General features: G+C 56.0%; 16 protein-coding genes. 12 read left to right on the forward strand and 4 right to left on the reverse strand.

Going from position 1 to position 15,637, the window contains the following annotated elements:
• Positions 1–122: 122 nt before the first annotated feature.
• From ACR0IV_RS14860 to ACR0IV_RS14910, 11 genes are all read left to right on the forward strand, one after another.
• A complete protein-coding gene (locus ACR0IV_RS14860) occupies positions 123–1,019 on the forward strand; it encodes a class II glutamine amidotransferase (RefSeq protein ID WP_480472090.1) in 897 nt (298 codons plus the stop codon).
• A 1-nt stretch (position 1,020) separates the two neighbouring features.
• Entirely contained in the window at positions 1,021–1,704 is a 684-nt protein-coding gene (locus ACR0IV_RS14865) for a protein GlxC (protein WP_480472089.1), read from the forward strand.
• A 20-nt stretch (positions 1,705–1,724) separates the two neighbouring features.
• Positions 1,725–3,053: an FMN-binding glutamate synthase family protein gene (locus ACR0IV_RS14870; RefSeq protein ID WP_480472898.1), complete on the forward strand. Its 1,329-nt coding sequence runs from the start codon at positions 1,725–1,727 to the stop codon at positions 3,051–3,053.
• Between the two features lie 84 nt (positions 3,054–3,137).
• Positions 3,138–4,466 (forward strand): type III glutamate--ammonia ligase, encoded by a 1,329-nt coding sequence (glnT, locus tag ACR0IV_RS14875; RefSeq protein WP_480472088.1) that lies wholly within the window; start codon positions 3,138–3,140, stop codon positions 4,464–4,466.
• A gap of 365 nt (positions 4,467–4,831) precedes the next feature.
• Positions 4,832–5,452, forward strand: coding sequence for an NAD(P)H-dependent flavin oxidoreductase (locus ACR0IV_RS14880; RefSeq protein WP_480659560.1), 621 nt, complete (start codon positions 4,832–4,834; stop codon positions 5,450–5,452).
• Positions 5,453–5,774: 322 nt separating this feature from the next.
• The gene (locus ACR0IV_RS14885) at positions 5,775–6,884 is read left to right on the forward strand and encodes an aromatic ring-hydroxylating oxygenase subunit alpha (protein ID WP_480659561.1); all 1,110 of its coding nucleotides are present in this window, start codon (positions 5,775–5,777) and stop codon (positions 6,882–6,884) included.
• 15 nt (positions 6,885–6,899) lie between these two features.
• Positions 6,900–7,337 (forward strand): lactoylglutathione lyase, encoded by a 438-nt coding sequence (gene gloA, locus ACR0IV_RS14890; protein ID WP_480472085.1) that lies wholly within the window; start codon positions 6,900–6,902, stop codon positions 7,335–7,337.
• 3 nt (positions 7,338–7,340) lie between these two features.
• Positions 7,341–7,739: a cupin domain-containing protein gene (locus ACR0IV_RS14895; RefSeq protein ID WP_480472084.1), complete on the forward strand. Its 399-nt coding sequence runs from the start codon at positions 7,341–7,343 to the stop codon at positions 7,737–7,739.
• Between the two features lie 148 nt (positions 7,740–7,887).
• Positions 7,888–9,327 carry a glutamine synthetase family protein gene (locus tag ACR0IV_RS14900; protein ID WP_480659562.1) on the forward strand — a complete coding sequence of 480 codons (1,440 nt, stop codon included), beginning with the start codon at positions 7,888–7,890 and terminating at the stop codon, positions 9,325–9,327.
• Between the two features lie 62 nt (positions 9,328–9,389).
• Positions 9,390–10,406, forward strand: coding sequence for an alpha/beta fold hydrolase (locus tag ACR0IV_RS14905; protein ID WP_480472082.1), 1,017 nt, complete (start codon positions 9,390–9,392; stop codon positions 10,404–10,406).
• Positions 10,407–10,755: 349 nt separating this feature from the next.
• A complete protein-coding gene (locus ACR0IV_RS14910; protein ID WP_480472081.1) occupies positions 10,756–11,208 on the forward strand; it encodes an Lrp/AsnC family transcriptional regulator in 453 nt (150 codons plus the stop codon).
• 207 nt (positions 11,209–11,415) lie between these two features.
• Here the strand turns inward: ACR0IV_RS14910 and ACR0IV_RS14915 are convergent, their stop codons facing one another.
• The 4 genes from ACR0IV_RS14915 to ACR0IV_RS14930 form a co-directional block, all read right to left on the reverse strand.
• A complete protein-coding gene (locus ACR0IV_RS14915) occupies positions 11,416–12,423 on the reverse strand; it encodes a GlxA family transcriptional regulator (RefSeq protein ID WP_480659563.1) in 1,008 nt (335 codons plus the stop codon).
• A gap of 75 nt (positions 12,424–12,498) precedes the next feature.
• On the reverse strand, positions 12,499–13,182 hold the full coding sequence (locus ACR0IV_RS14920; protein ID WP_480659564.1) for a GntR family transcriptional regulator: 684 nt from the start codon (positions 13,180–13,182) through the stop codon (positions 12,499–12,501).
• A gap of 142 nt (positions 13,183–13,324) precedes the next feature.
• Complete coding sequence (locus tag ACR0IV_RS14925) at positions 13,325–14,047, reverse strand: NAD(P)-binding domain-containing protein (RefSeq protein WP_480659565.1); 723 nt, start codon at positions 14,045–14,047, stop codon at positions 13,325–13,327.
• A 197-nt stretch (positions 14,048–14,244) separates the two neighbouring features.
• The gene (locus ACR0IV_RS14930) at positions 14,245–14,589 is read right to left on the reverse strand and encodes a hypothetical protein (RefSeq protein ID WP_480659566.1); all 345 of its coding nucleotides are present in this window, start codon (positions 14,587–14,589) and stop codon (positions 14,245–14,247) included.
• 229 nt (positions 14,590–14,818) lie between these two features.
• Between ACR0IV_RS14930 and ACR0IV_RS14935 the strand changes: the two genes are divergently transcribed.
• Entirely contained in the window at positions 14,819–15,628 is an 810-nt protein-coding gene (locus tag ACR0IV_RS14935) for a PhzF family phenazine biosynthesis protein (protein WP_480659567.1), read from the forward strand.
• Positions 15,629–15,637 lie beyond the last annotated feature (9 nt).

The raw sequence follows: 15,637 nt of genomic DNA on the forward strand, positions 1-15,637 counted from the left end.
TGATGCGTGCGAGCCAGCTTCCGAACACATTTTCCCCACATGAAAATTTATTTCTTCTTGTTGTTTTCTTGAAGTTGGGCTGATAACGTCAGATTCGACAAAACTTCAGAGGGCAAAAGCTAATGTGCGGAATTGTCGGACTATTCCTTAAGGACCAGTCACTTGCACCCCAATTGGGTTCGATGCTGACGGACATGCTGGTCACGATGACCGACCGGGGCCCGGACAGCGCAGGTATTGCAATTTATGGCGCCGAGGCGAATGGCGCTGCGAAACTAACGGTGCAGTCGGATTCACCCGACGAGGATTTTCGGACCCTTGCGGCGGATCTTGAGGCTGCGATTGGAACAAAAGTTTCCTTGCGGTCGAATGACACTCATGCCGTTCTGGAATTGGACGGTACGAAGGTCGAGCAGGCGCGTCAGGCCGTGCGTGAGCTGCGCCCCGGACTGCGCGTAATGTCGGACGGCGCGACGATTGAAATTTACAAAGAGGTTGGCCTGCCCAAGGACGTGGCGGAGCGATTCAACGTCTCGACCATGAGCGGTAGCCATGGCATCGGCCATACGCGGATGGCAACTGAATCTGCCGTGACTACTGAGGGGGCGCACCCGTTCAACACCGGCTCGGATCAATGCCTCGTGCACAATGGGTCGCTGTCGAACCACAATGCGCTGCGCCGCAAGCTTAAGCGCGAAGGCGTTCGCGTTGAATCGATGAATGATACCGAGGTTGGTGCAGCTTACCTGACCTGGAAGATGCAGAACGGCGCAACTCTGGGTGAGGCGTTGGAAAGCAGTCTGGAAGATCTGGACGGGTTCTTCACTTTCGTCGTCGGCACCAAAGACGGGTTCGGCGTGGTCCGTGACCCGATCGCCTGTAAACCGGCCGTTATGGCCGAGACTGACCAATATGTCGCCTTTGGCAGTGAATACCGCGCGCTGGTTAATCTGCCCGGCATCGAAGACGCCCGCGTCTGGGAACCTGAACCTTCGACCGTCTATTTCTGGAGCCACTAAGATGCAGACTTACGACGTTGCAGAAAGCGGCCTACGTGGTTTGAACTCGACCCTTCAGGCGCAGAGTAAAGAGACCAATCAAACCAGTTGGGAAGTTCAGAACCCCAAGGGCAGCCACGCCATCGCAGTGGGTCTGGACGCGCCGATTGAGGTCACCGTCAAAGGCTCGACCGGGTATTATTGCGCAGGCATGAACCAACAGGCGACCATCAAGGTCGAGGGTTCGGTGGGTCCGGGTGTTGCCGAAAACATGATGTCGGGCACCGTGATCGTCGAAGGCGATGCCAGTCAATATGCCGGGGCGACCGGGCATGGCGGTTTGCTGGTGATCAAGGGCAATGCCAGCTCGCGCTGCGGGATTTCCATGAAAGGGATCGATATCGTCGTCCATGGCAATATCGGCCACATGTCTGCTTTCATGGCACAGGCTGGCAATCTGGTGGTCTGCGGCGATGCGGGCGATGCGCTTGGCGACTCGCTGTATGAGGCGCGGCTGTTTGTGCGCGGCTCGGTCAAAAGTCTTGGCGCGGATTGCATTGAGAAAGAGATGCGGCCCGAACATCTGGAACTGCTGGCCGACCTTCTGGAACGCGCCGGAACAGATGCGAAGCCGGAGGAATTCAAGCGCTATGGCTCGGCCCGTCAGCTCTATAATTTCGACGTCGACAACGCAGCCGCTTACTGAGGACGAAGGGTATGAAAGATATGGATCAGACCATCCCCCGCACCATGCCGATCCAGTCGGCGACGTTTACCAACCCGATCAACGCTGAGATCCGGCGCGCGGCGGCGACCGGCATTTATGACATTCGCGGTGGCGGAGCCAAACGCAAGGTGCCCCATTTTGATGACCTGCTGTTTCTGGGTGCATCAGTGTCCCGCTATCCGCTCGAAGGGTATCGCGAACGTTGCGATACCTCGGTGACGCTGGGTACGCGCTTTGCCAAGAAACCCATCGAGCTGGACATTCCCGTGACCATCGCGGGCATGAGCTTTGGGGCTCTGTCCGGTCCCGCGAAAGAAGCACTGGGTCGCGGCGCGTCGATGGCTGGAACATCGACTACTACTGGCGACGGCGGCATGACGCCCGAAGAACGCGGACATTCGTCCAAGTTGGTCTATCAGTATCTGCCGTCGCGCTATGGCATGAACCCGAACGATCTGCGCAAGGCGGATGCGATTGAAGTTGTTGTCGGTCAGGGTGCGAAGCCCGGCGGCGGCGGTATGCTGCTGGGACAGAAGATCAGCGACCGCGTGGCTGAGATGCGCACGTTGCCCAAGGGTATCGACCAGCGCTCGGCCTGTCGTCATCCGGATTGGACCGGGCCGGATGACCTGGAAATCAAGATCCTCGAACTGCGTGAAATCACCGACTGGCAGGTGCCGATCTACGTGAAAGTCGGTGCGACCCGGCCCTATTACGATACAGCGCTGGCCGTGAAAGCCGGGGCTGACGTGGTGGTGATGGACGGGATGCAGGGCGGCACAGCCGCGACGCAGGATGTGTTTATCGAACATGTTGGCATTCCCACGCTGGCCTGTATCCGACCGGCCGTACAGGCGCTACAGGACCTGGGCGTGCATCGTGAAGTGCAGCTTGTGATCTCGGGTGGTATCCGCACCGGTGCCGATGTGGCCAAAGCCATGGCTCTGGGTGCGGATGCGGTGGCTATTGGTACTGCGGCCCTCATCGCTTTGGGCGACAACGACCCGAAATGGGAGAGCGAGTACCAGAAACTCGGTACCACCACCGGAGCGTATGATGACTGGCACGAAGGGCAGGACCCTGCGGGCATCACCACGCAGGACCCGGAACTGGCCGCGCGTCTAGACCCGATCGAAGCGGGTCGTCGGTTGCGCAATTACCTGAAGGTGATGACGCTTGAGGCGCAGACCATCGCGCGTGCTTGCGGCCACAATCACCTGCACAATCTGGAACCCGAGGACCTGTGTGCCCTGACCATGGAGGCCGCCGCCATGGCACGTGTGCCGCTGGCGGGCACCGACTGGTACCCGGGCAAGGCAGGGTTCTGATCGACACATGAGACCAAGGCGCGGCCCGACAGGGCGGCGCCTTTCTTCTATTGAGACATATCAACAGGGAAAGGGAGGCCGACCATGACGATAGATCTGGCTGCTTTCGCCAAGGAAAAAGGCGTCAAATACTTCATGATTTCGTTCACCGATCTGTTTGGTGGACAGCGGGCCAAGCTGGTGCCCGCACAGGCCATCGCCGACATGCAGGAGGACGGTGCGGGCTTTGCTGGCTTCGCCACGTATCTCGACATGACCCCGGCGCATCCGGATATGTTGGCGGTGCCCGATCCATCCTCGGTCATTCAGTTGCCCTGGAAGCCCGAGGTTGCCTGGGTGGCCGGAAACTGTGTGATGGAGGGCAAGGACGTGGCGCAAGCCCCGCGCAACGTGCTGCGCCGCTTGATTGACGAGGCCGCTGCCGAAGGCATGCATGTCAAAACGGGTATCGAAGCGGAATTCTTCCTGCTGACCCCGGATGGCGAGCAAATCAGTGACCCGTTCGATACGGCGGAAAAGCCTTGTTACGATCAACAGGCCGTCATGCGCCGCTATGATGTGGTGCGTGAGATTTGCGACTACATGCTGGAACTGGGCTGGGGCCCGTATCAGAACGACCACGAAGACGCCAACGGACAGTTCGAAATGAACTGGGAGTTTGACGATGTTCTGAAGACGGCTGACAAGCATTCGTTCTTCAAGTTCATGACCAAATCGGTGGCTGAAAAGCACGGCTTGCGCGCCACCTTCATGCCCAAACCCGTGGAGGGGCTGACAGGCAACGGCTGCCACGCCCATATCTCGGTCTGGGATGCGCCGGGCGCGGATGCCAAAACCAACGTGTTCGCCGGCGAAGGCGAAGGCCCCACCGGCGAGGTCGGTCTGGGTGAGCAGGGCAAGTATTTCCTCGGCGGTATCATGAAACATGCCAGCGCGCTGGCGGCGATCACCAACCCCACGGTGAACTCCTATAAACGTATCAACGCGCCGCGGACCATGTCGGGGGCGACCTGGGCCCCCAACACCGTGACCTGGACCGGTAACAATCGCACCCACATGGTGCGTGTCCCTGGCCCCGGTCGGTTCGAACTGCGCCTGCCCGATGGTGCCACCAACCCCTACCTGTTGCAGGCGGTGATCATCGCCGCCGGCCTCTCCGGCATCCGCTCGAAGGCTGATCCGGGCCGTCGCTATGACATCGACATGTATGCCGAGGGCCATACGGTCACCGATGCGCCAAAGCTGCCTCTTAACATGCTGGATGCGCTGCGTGATTACGACAAGGATACAGAGTTGAAGGCGGCCATGGGCCAGGAGTTCTCGGCAGCATATCTGAAGATGAAACATCAGGAATGGAACTCCTTCGTCTCTCACTTCTCAAGATGGGAAAAAGAACACACGCTCGATATCTGATTCTGTTTGGACGGCGCAAATTCACGCAGATTTACGCCGCAATCAGACCATCCATGTCGCCGGAGTGTTCGCCTACACTCCGGCGTTCCTGTTTCAATCGATCATCTTTTGTGAGGTGGCGCATGATCGATACCCGATTGACCCGTCTTTTCGGGCTGACCTGTCCCGTTGTTCTGGCGCCGACGCCGGGACTTGCCGACGGGTCATTGGCTGCGGCAGTCGCACGGGCGGGTGGCTTGGGGCTGATCGGTGCTGGGGAACGCGATGCGGACTGGATCGAACGCCAGCTTCAAGCCGCAGGAAATGAGGCGGTGGGCTGCGGGTTCACGACCTCGCGTCTGGCAAAATCTCCCGAGCTGTTGGACATGGTTCTGGCGCGACGACCGCGCGCAATCTTTCTTTCTCATGGCGACCCACGTCCGTTTGCACCCCGGATTGCACATGCCAATGTCCCGTTGATTTGTCAGGTTCAAGATTTGCAAGGCGCCGCGTTGGCCGTTGAGGCGGGTGCTGACGTGGTGGTGGCGCAAAGTAGCGTATCATCGGAGAAATCAGGAGCACGTACGACGTTTGCCTTGTTGCCCGAAGTCGCGGATTTCCTGTATCGCGAGGCGCATGACACCCTACTGTTGGCTGCCGGAGCCATTGCCGATTCCCGCGGGCTGGCAGCCGCTTTGGTAATGGGCGCGGATGGTGTTGTCATGGGCGCTCGACTTTGGGCCAGTGAAGAAGGGCAAGTTCATTCAGACTTAGCCAAGGTCGTCCTGCATGCGACCGGAGATGAAACGGTTCAGGCCTTGAACTCAGACGAAAACCAGCCTGAGCCTGTGGTCGCACCCTCTTTGCGTAACTTACATGCGACGATACCTGTTGGCGAAGGGATAGGTCTGATCAGAGACATGCCGCCGGTAGGGGATATCCTGAATACAATAACGCAAAAGGCCGAGCGGTTGATGGTGCACGCGCAGCGCAAGGTGATCCCGTAGGGCTTGCCGGGATCGCGCAGCGCAAAGCCCGCTTGAGTTCGGTATTCGAAGCCCTGTTGAACATGTGCTGCTTGATTCGAAGAGGTCGGCCGAAAAATTCTGGCGATTGTATTGAGTTTTGCTCAGCGAAATTGCGAAAACGTCATGATTGTCGAGCGGATTCAGGGTATTTTTTGCGAATCATGCAAATTTACGTGACGCATTCGTAAAAAATAATAGACAAGGTGCGTTTTTCGCAGTTCACTGCTGGCAGACACTACGAAAACGCTCGGCCGCAGAGCCGTGGTGTCGATTTCGAAACCCTATGTCAGGAACTTGAACGATGAAGCCAATCAATTCGTTGCTTGAGTCTTTCTTCGAAGAAACCACTCCAAAACGTGGCCTGCCCGCTGCGGCCTATAAGGATGCAGAATTCTGGCGGGCCGAATGTACCTCGGTCTTTACACGCAACTGGGTTTGTGTCGGGTTCGCACATGAGCTGCGTGCTGCAGGGGATGCTGTCCCGGTCACGGTGGCTGAACATCCCTTGCTGCTCATCCGTAACACTGCAGGCGAGATACGGGCTTTTCACAACATTTGCCGTCACCGTTGTCTGACCCTGGTCGATGCGCCCAAAAATGTGGGTAAGCTCATCCGCTGCCCTTATCATGCCTGGGCCTATGATCTGGACGGACAGCTGCGTGCCGCGCCTCATTTCGGTGGTGCAAACGATCATCAGGCCGAAGGGTTCGACAAGAAACGAAACAGCCTGGTCCCCGTGCGCAGCCATGTCTGGAAAGATTGGATCTTCGTCAATCTCGACGGTAACGCGCCAGATTTTGACGAGTATTCCGTCACCATTCAGGGCCGTTTGGAGGGGATGGACTGGGACAAGTTGGAATGCATCGGAACGCTCGATTTCGGCGAGATTGCCTGTAACTGGAAATTCATCATGGAGAATTTCATCGAGCCTTACCATGTCCAGTTCGTGCATTCCTCGACCACGGATCAGCCATTGGAAGACCACTATACGATCGTCGACGGCAACTGCATGGGCAGTGCGGTTGATCTGGAGGAAGAGATCGGGACATCGGGCAGCCTGGGTGTCAGCTCGCGCTATCTGACGCTCTATCCGAACTTCATTCTGGGCCGGTATTTTCCGGACCAGATGGGGGTCTATCTGAATATCCCCACCGGCCCTGGCACAATGATGCAGAAGCGGGCGCTTTACACCACAGAAGGGCAGGCGCTGACACAGGACGAGATCGAAGGCCTGAAGCAGCTGTGGTGGGATGTGCACAAAGAAGATCATGAGATGACCGAACGGCTGCAGCTGGGACGGGCCTCATCCATCTCGGATGAAGGCGGCGTGCTGTCTCCGGCATGGGAGGACAGCGTGCGCGCGTTCCAGGAAATGGTGGCGCGGGATGTGACCGCCACCGAAAACCACTGAATTGAGGAGAAAACCGTGACCGATAATATCAGCAGCGGGTTCCGCCTTGCTCATACGATGATGCGGGTGATGGATATGGAAAAATCGCTGGAGTTCTATTGCGGGATCTTGGGGATGCAGGTCCTGCGCCGCACTGATTACCACGAAGGCAAATTCACGAACACGTTCATCGGCTATGGCCCCGAGGCGGAATTTCCGACGCTGGAACTGACCGCAAACTGGGATCAGGAAGAGTCGTATGACCACGGCAATAGCTGGGGCCATATCTGCATCGAAACCCCGGATGTCTACAAGGCGTGTGAGGATCTGGCAGCTGCCGGGGTGAATATCACACGCCCGCCGGGGCCGATGAAGAACGGCACTCGCGTCATCGCGTTCTGCGAAGACCCGGACGGCTACAAGGTTGAACTGAACGAATCCATTCTGAAACATCTGGCCAAGGAAGGGTCCTGATCCATGGGCGATAAACCACAGCTATTCAAATTCGATCTGGTCGAGGATCGCTACAACGCGATGGGCGACAGCGACACGTATATCAAGCCGATGGTGACCAGCGAATTCAGCAAGACCATGTGCGGCGGCATCAATGTGCTCAACAACATCAAGGTGCCATGGGACCTGACCTGTGACGAGATCATCTATTGCCTGGAAGGCACCTTCCGGCTGGTCTGCGATGGCGAAGAATATATCTGCAACCGCGGCGACGTTCTGTTCGTACCCAAGGACAACCACATCTCATACGAAGCAGATGAGAAGTGTGTGATCTTCTACGCTGCCTATCCGCATAACTGGAAACAACTGGCTGGGATCACCAAAGTTCCGGGCATCGATCCCGACGACTTCGTGGCGGGCTGAACGTCCGACGCTGCCTGAAGGCGGGTGTTCTTGTTCCTCTCTCAACGTCCGGGACACCCGCTTTCCCCATGGCGAGAACACCGCCCAATTCCAGACCGTCAGGTTCTGAGTTCCGAAACCTGACGGCCCCCCAACAGGAGGAAGCCAAGTGCCCAAAGACAATGCAAACAGCAAGATCTACTACGAAAGCTTTCAGGACGCGGTTGAACGCAACCGTCCCAAAATCCCCGCCGTCAAAAAGCAGTTAGAGGAGGCAGGCGTCAAATATGTGATGGGGGCCTGGATCGACCTGCATGGCATCCCCAAAACCAAGCCTGTCCCGATGAGCGATTTCGAAGAGCTGTGCCTGGGCAAAGGGCCACAATTCGCGGTGCATTCGATTTCCTATGTCCCCGAACTGAGCCCCGCCGACAGTGATCAGGTCGTGGTGCCGGATCTGGACGCGGTCTATGTCTGCCCATGGGACACCTCGATGGCGATCATCTTTTCGGACCTCTACTGGGAAGATGCGCCCTATAATGTCTGCCCCCGCCAAGCACTGAAGCGCGCGATGCACGAGGCTGCGCAGGATGGCTATGTAGGCTATGCCGGAGTCGAACCCGAATTTATCGTGATGAAATATGACGAGGCCGGTCAACCGGTGAAAGCCTTCGACAACGATCCGGCGGATGGCTTGCGCCCGCGTCGTCAGGCGTTTGGCTATGATGTGGAATATTCAGTCGACTCGATGCCATTCCTGAAGGACATGATCGACATCATCGAAGGGCTGGGCTGGAACCTGCATGACGTGGTGGCTGAAGGCGCCTATTCTCAGTTCGAGCTTGATTTCCACTATACCAACATGCTGGAAATGTCCGACCGGCTGGCGTTCTTGCGGATTGTGTTGAAAGAGGTCGCCAAGAAACACGGTATGTTCGTGACCTTCATGCCGAAACCTACCGTGGGTGACTGGCGCTCGGGCGCGCATATCAACATGTCGATGCAGCATGAAAGCCGCCCCGGCGAAAACATCTTCAAGACGGAAGATGGCGAGTGGTCGGAGGAAAGCCGTTACGCCGTAGGGGGCTTGATGCAGCACGCCGAGGCGATTACTGCGATTACCTGCCCGACTGTGAACTCGTATAACGGTTTGGTTCCACGCGTGGGTGGGTTCGAAGGCGGCACTGTCACATGGGCGCCGACTAACATCACCTTCGGGTACAACAATCGATCCGCCCAATTCCGCTTGCCGCAAAGCCGCCACTGCATTGAAAACCGCGCTTGCGACATGACGATGAATGTTTATCTGGCTATGGCGATGCACCTGACTTGTGCGGTTCAGGGGATCAAGAACAAGATCGATCCCGGCAAACCCACGGATTTCGACCTCTATTCCAAGACTGACAGTGAGCTGACCGAGCTTGGTATTCGCCGCCTGCCGCGCACCTTGTGGAACGCAATCGAAGCGTTGCGTCATGACGAGATGGCCGATCACGTGATGGGTCCGGTCATGCGCAAGTCCTATCTGGAATACAAAAACGACGAGTGGGAGCGGTATCACCAATCGGTCACTGACTGGGAAGTGCAGGAATACCTAAGGCTCTACTGACCGAAACACGGATGGCCCCGGTGGTTTTCGGGGCCATTCTCAAATTAACAGCAGGGGTATCCATGGCACAGGAATTCCAGTTGCTCGAACTCGGCGACTTCCCACTTTTGTCAGGTGAGGTACTGAAGGGTGCCAAGCTCGCTTACCAAACCTATGGAACCCTGTCGCCCGCGCGGGATAACGTCGTCGTGCTGCCGACGTTTTATACCGGCACCAATTCCCGTAACGAGGGGTTCTTCGGCCCGGGCCGAGCCTTGGATCCGGCGCGGCATTTCATTGTCAGCCCGAACCTGTTCGGCAACGGGCGGTCATCTTCACCCTCGAACACACCTGCGCCGCAGGATGGCCCGCGATTTCCACTGGTGCAGATGTGGGACAATATCGCGGCACAGCATCGTTTGATCCACGACCATCTTGGTATCGAGCAGATCGCGCTGGTTGCAGGCTGGTCCATGGCCGGGTGCCAGTCGTACCAATGGGCAGCGCAATATCCCGATATGGTCAAGGCGATCCTGCCGTTTTGCGCCTCAGCCAAAACATCGCCTCATAATTTTGTATTTCTCGAAGGCGTCAAAGCTGCGCTCTGCGCTGATCAAAGCTGGAACGGAGGCGATTACGATGAACCACCCGCGGCGGGGCTAAAAGCCTTTGGGCGGGTCTATGCAGGTTGGGCATTTTCCCAGACGTTTTATCGCGAAGGTCTGTATAAGCAGCTTGGCTTCAACACGATCGAAGACCTTCTGATTGACTGGGAGATCGATCATGCTGAGGGCTGGGACGCCAACAACCTTTTGGCCAAGCTGGCAACTTGGCAAGCTGGCGACATCTCAGCAGGCCCGCTTTACAATGGTGATTTCAAAGCGGCCCTTGGTGCGATCAAGGCCCGTGCAATCCTGATGCCATGCAAGCAGGATCTGTACTTCCCGCCAGAAGACAACGCCATCGAAGCGCAGCACATGCAGTATGCAGACTTCCGTCCCTATGACTCTCCTTGGGGTCACTGTGCCGCCAATCCGGGCAACGATGCAGGTTTCACCGCCTCGTTGGACTCGGGGATTCGAGAGCTTTTGCAGGAATAGTTCGCAAGAGGTATTTCGCCATTAAGGATATCATCGATGGAATGGTACTTCCGCGCGAAGACACCAGCTGTTTCCTGAAGGGTTTAGAAGGGATTTTCCGGACCGAAAGAGATCATGCACATATCAGGCAAGGAAAATCAGGAGCTGATTGAAGCGCTGGTTAAAGCCTGAAATCCACAGCATAGCCCTCGCGTTTACGGGAAATCGGTTTGAAATCTTTGAGGGTTCAGCCCTATGATCCAAGCAATGCTGGCCTGATACAACAAGAGGACGCCCCGTGAATTTATCGCGAAACTCAGAAACGGACAGGCCTTCCCGCCAACGGGGCACTCATTCGGTCGGAGAGCGATTGAACAGCGAGATCGTTCAGATGCTCGAACTCGACGGGCGAATGCCATTTTCAGAGATCGCGCAGAAGCTTGATGTTTCCGAGGGCACAGTACGTAATCGTGTCAACGCCATGAAAGAGGCTGGCCTGCTTCGGATTGTTGCGATCACCGATCCCACAGCTTCGGAATATAAGGCGGATGCCATGATCTGCTTGAAGGTTGCGCCGGGTACGACCCCGCAAACCGTCGCGGATCGACTGGGTGAAGTGACCAGCGTGGTTTACATTCTCTGGGTTACGGGACGATTTGATCTGATGGTTGAACTGGTCTGTGACGAGCCCGATGATCTTGCGACCTTTTTGGAAGAGCACATTCACGGCGTTGAGGATATCGTGGATGCCGAGGTGATGCTGGGCCTCAAGAATTTCAAGAATCAGTTTCTGCTCAAGCGTAATTTGGAACCGCGGTCCTAGGATCAGGGCGGCACAGCTATGTTCTGCATTTCATTTCGGTTCTGCTGAGCTTTTGAATGCATCAGGGTTTTGAGCTCCCATTAACATTTAGATTGCCGGGTGATGGGATGAGTTCTTCCTCATTGTTCAAATCAATGCTGCCCAGATTAAAAACCGACCAAGCTTGGCGGACAAAATGATCTTGCCGGCCCGATAGATCGCCTGACGTCAGCCTGATGGCAGCACATCATCGCTGCCGACCCGCATTGAATTCTTGGCACGCCGGTCGCTGATTGGCGTGACACCGAAAGTCTCTCGATAATGCCGCATGAACGCGCCGGGGGTTGCGTAGCCGACCATGTAAGCCACCTCGGCAATCGGGTCGTTTGTATACAGAACCAGCTGCCGCGCCTGGTTCATTCGCATCCTGCGGTAATAGCTGAGCGGGCTTTGACCGGTCGCCTTTTTGAACCCGCGCTCAAGTGAGCGTGCTGACAGGCCGACCGCATCGGCCACTTCACTGATCTGGATGGGGTTTTCGATATGTTCTGCAAAGTGCTGAATAGCCCGTGCCACCTGTTTCGGAAGCAAATCCTGACTCTTGGCGGTCGAGAGCGCCGGAACTTTTTGTGACATGGCGGCGCTGCGGATGAAAGGGTGCTGAAACCAGCACGCAACTTCGGCCATGATGTCGTCGCCTAGGTGGTCTTCGATCAACGTCAGCATATGGTCAAACACGGCTGATGCACCAGAGATGGTTGTGAAGGCACCTTCCGTACAAATTACGGTGTCTGTGATCGGAATCTCGGGAAACTCGGCCTGAAAGGCGGCCTCATAACACCAGTGGACAGATAGGGGCTGATCTCCGGTCAACCGGGTTCTGGCCAAAGGAAATACACCGCCGCTGATCGCACCAAGCTGCGTCTTGTCGCGCAGCAGCCTTTGCAGGGCCGCGTTCGCCTTGGAGGGGTATTCGAACACACTGTTGGGACTTGCGGTAAACAGCAAATGATCCAAAGCTTTCACGTCAGCCAAAGCGCAATGCGGCGAAAATGTTACTCCGGCAGAGGACTGCACAGGCGCATTTTTTTCAGCAACCACCGTCCAGCGGAACACATTCTGCCCTGAAATCTCGTTGGCGGCCCGCAGGGGCTCGATGCACGAGGTCAGGCACGCCATGGGAAATCCCGGAAAGATCAGGATGCCAAGAGATGTGGTATGTGCTTTCTCCGCCATTTTCCGATCACAACATCACAATTCCTGCGACCGGCCATCGGTTCGAAAGATTGATCGTGAAGCTGTATCCTGATGTCATTTCGGTTGGCCCAACAGATGTTGTTCAATCAATTGGAAAGCATATCCGATATGGATTTTCTGTATATATCCGACTGCCGCGATATCTTTACGTTCCAGCGCCATCAACAAGTCGGATGTTTCCCGGGTCAGTGCTTCATACGCGTCAGACCCTACCAGTTGCTCCATGCGGTGCCAAACACTGGTCGCTTGAAAATAAGTCTGGTTCCAGAACTCGCGCAGTGTTGAATTGCCGATCAAAGATGTGATCAACGCCTGAAGGCGCTGGTTAAGTTTCACGAACTCCTGAGAGTCAAGTCGTTCTCGCAGCGCTAGGGCGCATTCATGAATCGACCGGATTTCTTCCTGATGATGGATTTCGATAGAGGTTGGTGACAGTTCTCCGATCAGGCCGGCCAGCACCATCCTCACTTCATAGAGATGGCGTATACGCTTGCCCGAAAGCTCAATGACAACCGTCCCGACACCATTGCGTGTTTCGACCAGACCCAAATGCCCGATACGCTGAATTGCATCCCGGACCGGAGTTCTGCTGACGCCGAACTCCTTGGCAAGCGCGGCCTCTTTCAGTTGATCGCCGGGCCGATAATGCGCAAAGCAGATACGTTCAAGAATTTGCTCCTGAATCTGGTCTACTGTGACCTTGGCAGGTGCATCGATCTGTCGTTCGGTAATAATCAAGTATCGGAGCCTTCCGCATGAGCTGAGTTCGACTTTAATGGGCTGTATACATCTTATTTCAGCCGATGTTGAGATTTAAGCTGCAAATCAGAGATCACCCCCTGGCTTCATGCAGATAAAGCAAGGCCCAACCCGTATATTTTCATAGATCGGACAACCCCTCTTTCAGATTTGTCAGCAGCCCAGAGGATTCCATATGCACGCGAAGGCGCCGATTGTAGCCGCCGGGCGTGTTCAGTGATTGGATCAGCTGTCGGCAGCTCGGCGCGGATATCAGGCTTGATCCGACAAGCATGCGCAGAAAGGCTTCGCCTTGTTCGGTGTCCTGCACCTGTTGACGAAGCCAGCCACCTGCGCCTTGAACCATCAAAACAGCTGGCGATAACACGGCCTGCGCAGCCAGATAGGCGTTCAGTTCGGCAACGGTATTCATCTGAAATACCGAATTTCGTGCGCCGAACAGGTTATCCACAACCGATGTATCGCCAAGCACCAGAATTGGAGAGCCACCAACAGCAATCCCCGGAAATGGGATCATGTTGGCCACTGCGCGGGCAGGGGCAACCATGTCCGTCAATTCTTCCAACGTAGGACCGGTCATAAGTGAAATGACTTGCTGACCCGACCGGAACTTAAGGCCTTCAAGCACGGGGCGAGCCTGTTCAGCTAGCAAGCCCAGAAGAATGACGTCGCTTGCGTCGATCACGTTCTGATTGTCTGCGACCGTCACGTTTGAGAACTTACGGGCCAAACCGGTAGACTGCGTTTCACCGCGGCGGGATACAGTGATCTGATGACCATCAGCCGCCATTCCTTCGACGACTGCTACTGCGATGGTACCAGTGCCGATAACTCCAATTTTCATCAGATAACTATCCTTGTGTTGGCGTTGCAGGGATGCCTTGTCAGTCTGATATGTCTATCAGGCCCACAGAACACTTCTTGTGAAAGCTTGCTTCAAGCGTTCGATTCAACCTCGTGCGTGAGCAGGTATATGCAGATCAGACGGTACTCGTATCCGATGTGGACGCGTTGAATGTGTCCAATTGCAGTTATGTCGTCTTACTCCAGCGCAGCGAGCAACTCCTTGGTTTCAATCATGAGGGCGTCATAAACCTCCTGCCCAACGGTTTTCTCCATACGGTGCCACACGCTGGATGCTTGAACATGAGCCTGGTTCCAGAGCTCCCGAAGTATCGCGTTGCCTATCAATGAGCCTATCAGCGTCTGCGGCTGCTGGTTCAGGGCAACAAATTTCTGCGCGTCGTCGTTTTCGCAAAGCGCGATGGCCTTGCGGTGGATCAGACGCGCTTCGTCACAGTGTTGTTGCGTAATGGTGGCCGGATCGGCGACTCCGTCGTCGTCACCGAAACAGGATTCGAATACATCACAAACTACCCTCGACAAATCCTGCTCAGTAAATAAGTCAACTGGCGGCTGACTCAGTCATAGCAGGGCACTGCTAAACAGCCGAACTGCCGCAACTGTAAGACTGAAATCCGGCGTGCCCTATTCGGCGCGCCGGGTGTCGTGAGAACGTAGGCGGTTGAGGTTGCTTATGCGCCCGTTGCGGCCATCCGTATAGGTCGCTCCGATCTCTTTCGGGGTTATCCAACAGATCAGACAAAGACAGAAAATGAGACTTCAGACCTATATTGTCGACGCTTTTTCAGACCGCACCCTCAGAGGAAACCCCGCGGGTGTGTGCCCGCTTCACGAATGGCTGCCCGCACCGGTCATGCAATCCATCGCGAGCGAGTTGAACCAATCTGAAACGGTGTTTTTTGTTCCTAGAGCAAATGCACACAACAGCGACGCGCACTCCGAATACGACATTCGCTGGTTCACCCCCACGCGCGAGGTCGATATGATCGGACACGCGACGCTCGCCGCTGCCCATGTGGTGTTTTCCAATCTCGGGATAGGGTTGGAAGCGGTCACCTTCCATTCCAGTTCTGTCCAAATGACTGTTCGACGCGGGGAAACCGGACTGCGTCTGGATATGCCCGCACTTGTGCCAGAGGTGATCGACGCCCCCTCGGGCCTGATCGAAGCACTTGGGAAAAAGCCCTCGAAATTACTGGCCGCAAAGCACTATCTGGCGGTTTTTGACAACGAAGATGACGTTCTGAGCTGTACTCCGGATTTTACTGCTCTGGTCAAATTACCATTGCCAGCAGTCATCATATCCGCGCAAGGGTCAGGAGAGTTTGATTTCGTTTCACGGTTCTTTGCCCCTGCGAACGGAGTAGCAGAGGATTCCGTGTCGGGCGTGTCGCATTGCTGTCTGACACCTTATTGGTCTGAAATATTAGAGAAAAAACAGCTGTTTGCGCGTCAGTTATCGGCGCGGGGTGGTGTGATTTCTTGTGAATACGACGATCCCAGGGTGATCCTTGAGGGAACGGCTGCAGTGTCGTTGGAAGGTGTCCTGTTCATTCACTGAAGCTGCTGA

It is taken from the genome of Ruegeria sp. C2, assembly GCF_056537765.1.

Bases quoted from the DNA above. Each gene is read 5' to 3' on its own strand.
- ACR0IV_RS14860 (WP_480472090.1), top strand. From the start codon at position 123: ATGTGCGGAATTGTCGGACTATTCCTTAAGGACCAGTCACTTGCACCC.
- ACR0IV_RS14865 (WP_480472089.1), top strand. From the start codon at position 1,021: ATGCAGACTTACGACGTTGCAGAAAGCGGCCTACGTGGTTTGAACTCG.
- ACR0IV_RS14870 (WP_480472898.1), top strand. From the start codon at position 1,725: ATGGATCAGACCATCCCCCGCACCATGCCGATCCAGTCGGCGACGTTT.
- glnT (WP_480472088.1), top strand. From the start codon at position 3,138: ATGACGATAGATCTGGCTGCTTTCGCCAAGGAAAAAGGCGTCAAATAC.
- ACR0IV_RS14880 (WP_480659560.1), top strand. From the start codon at position 4,832: ATGGTTCTGGCGCGACGACCGCGCGCAATCTTTCTTTCTCATGGCGAC.
- ACR0IV_RS14885 (WP_480659561.1), top strand. From the start codon at position 5,775: ATGAAGCCAATCAATTCGTTGCTTGAGTCTTTCTTCGAAGAAACCACT.
- ACR0IV_RS14895 (WP_480472084.1), top strand. From the start codon at position 7,341: ATGGGCGATAAACCACAGCTATTCAAATTCGATCTGGTCGAGGATCGC.
- ACR0IV_RS14905 (WP_480472082.1), top strand. From the start codon at position 9,390: ATGGCACAGGAATTCCAGTTGCTCGAACTCGGCGACTTCCCACTTTTG.
- ACR0IV_RS14915 (WP_480659563.1), bottom strand. From the start codon at position 12,423: ATGGCGGAGAAAGCACATACCACATCTCTTGGCATCCTGATCTTTCCG.
- ACR0IV_RS14925 (WP_480659565.1), bottom strand. From the start codon at position 14,047: ATGAAAATTGGAGTTATCGGCACTGGTACCATCGCAGTAGCAGTCGTC.
- ACR0IV_RS14935 (WP_480659567.1), top strand. From the start codon at position 14,819: ATGAGACTTCAGACCTATATTGTCGACGCTTTTTCAGACCGCACCCTC.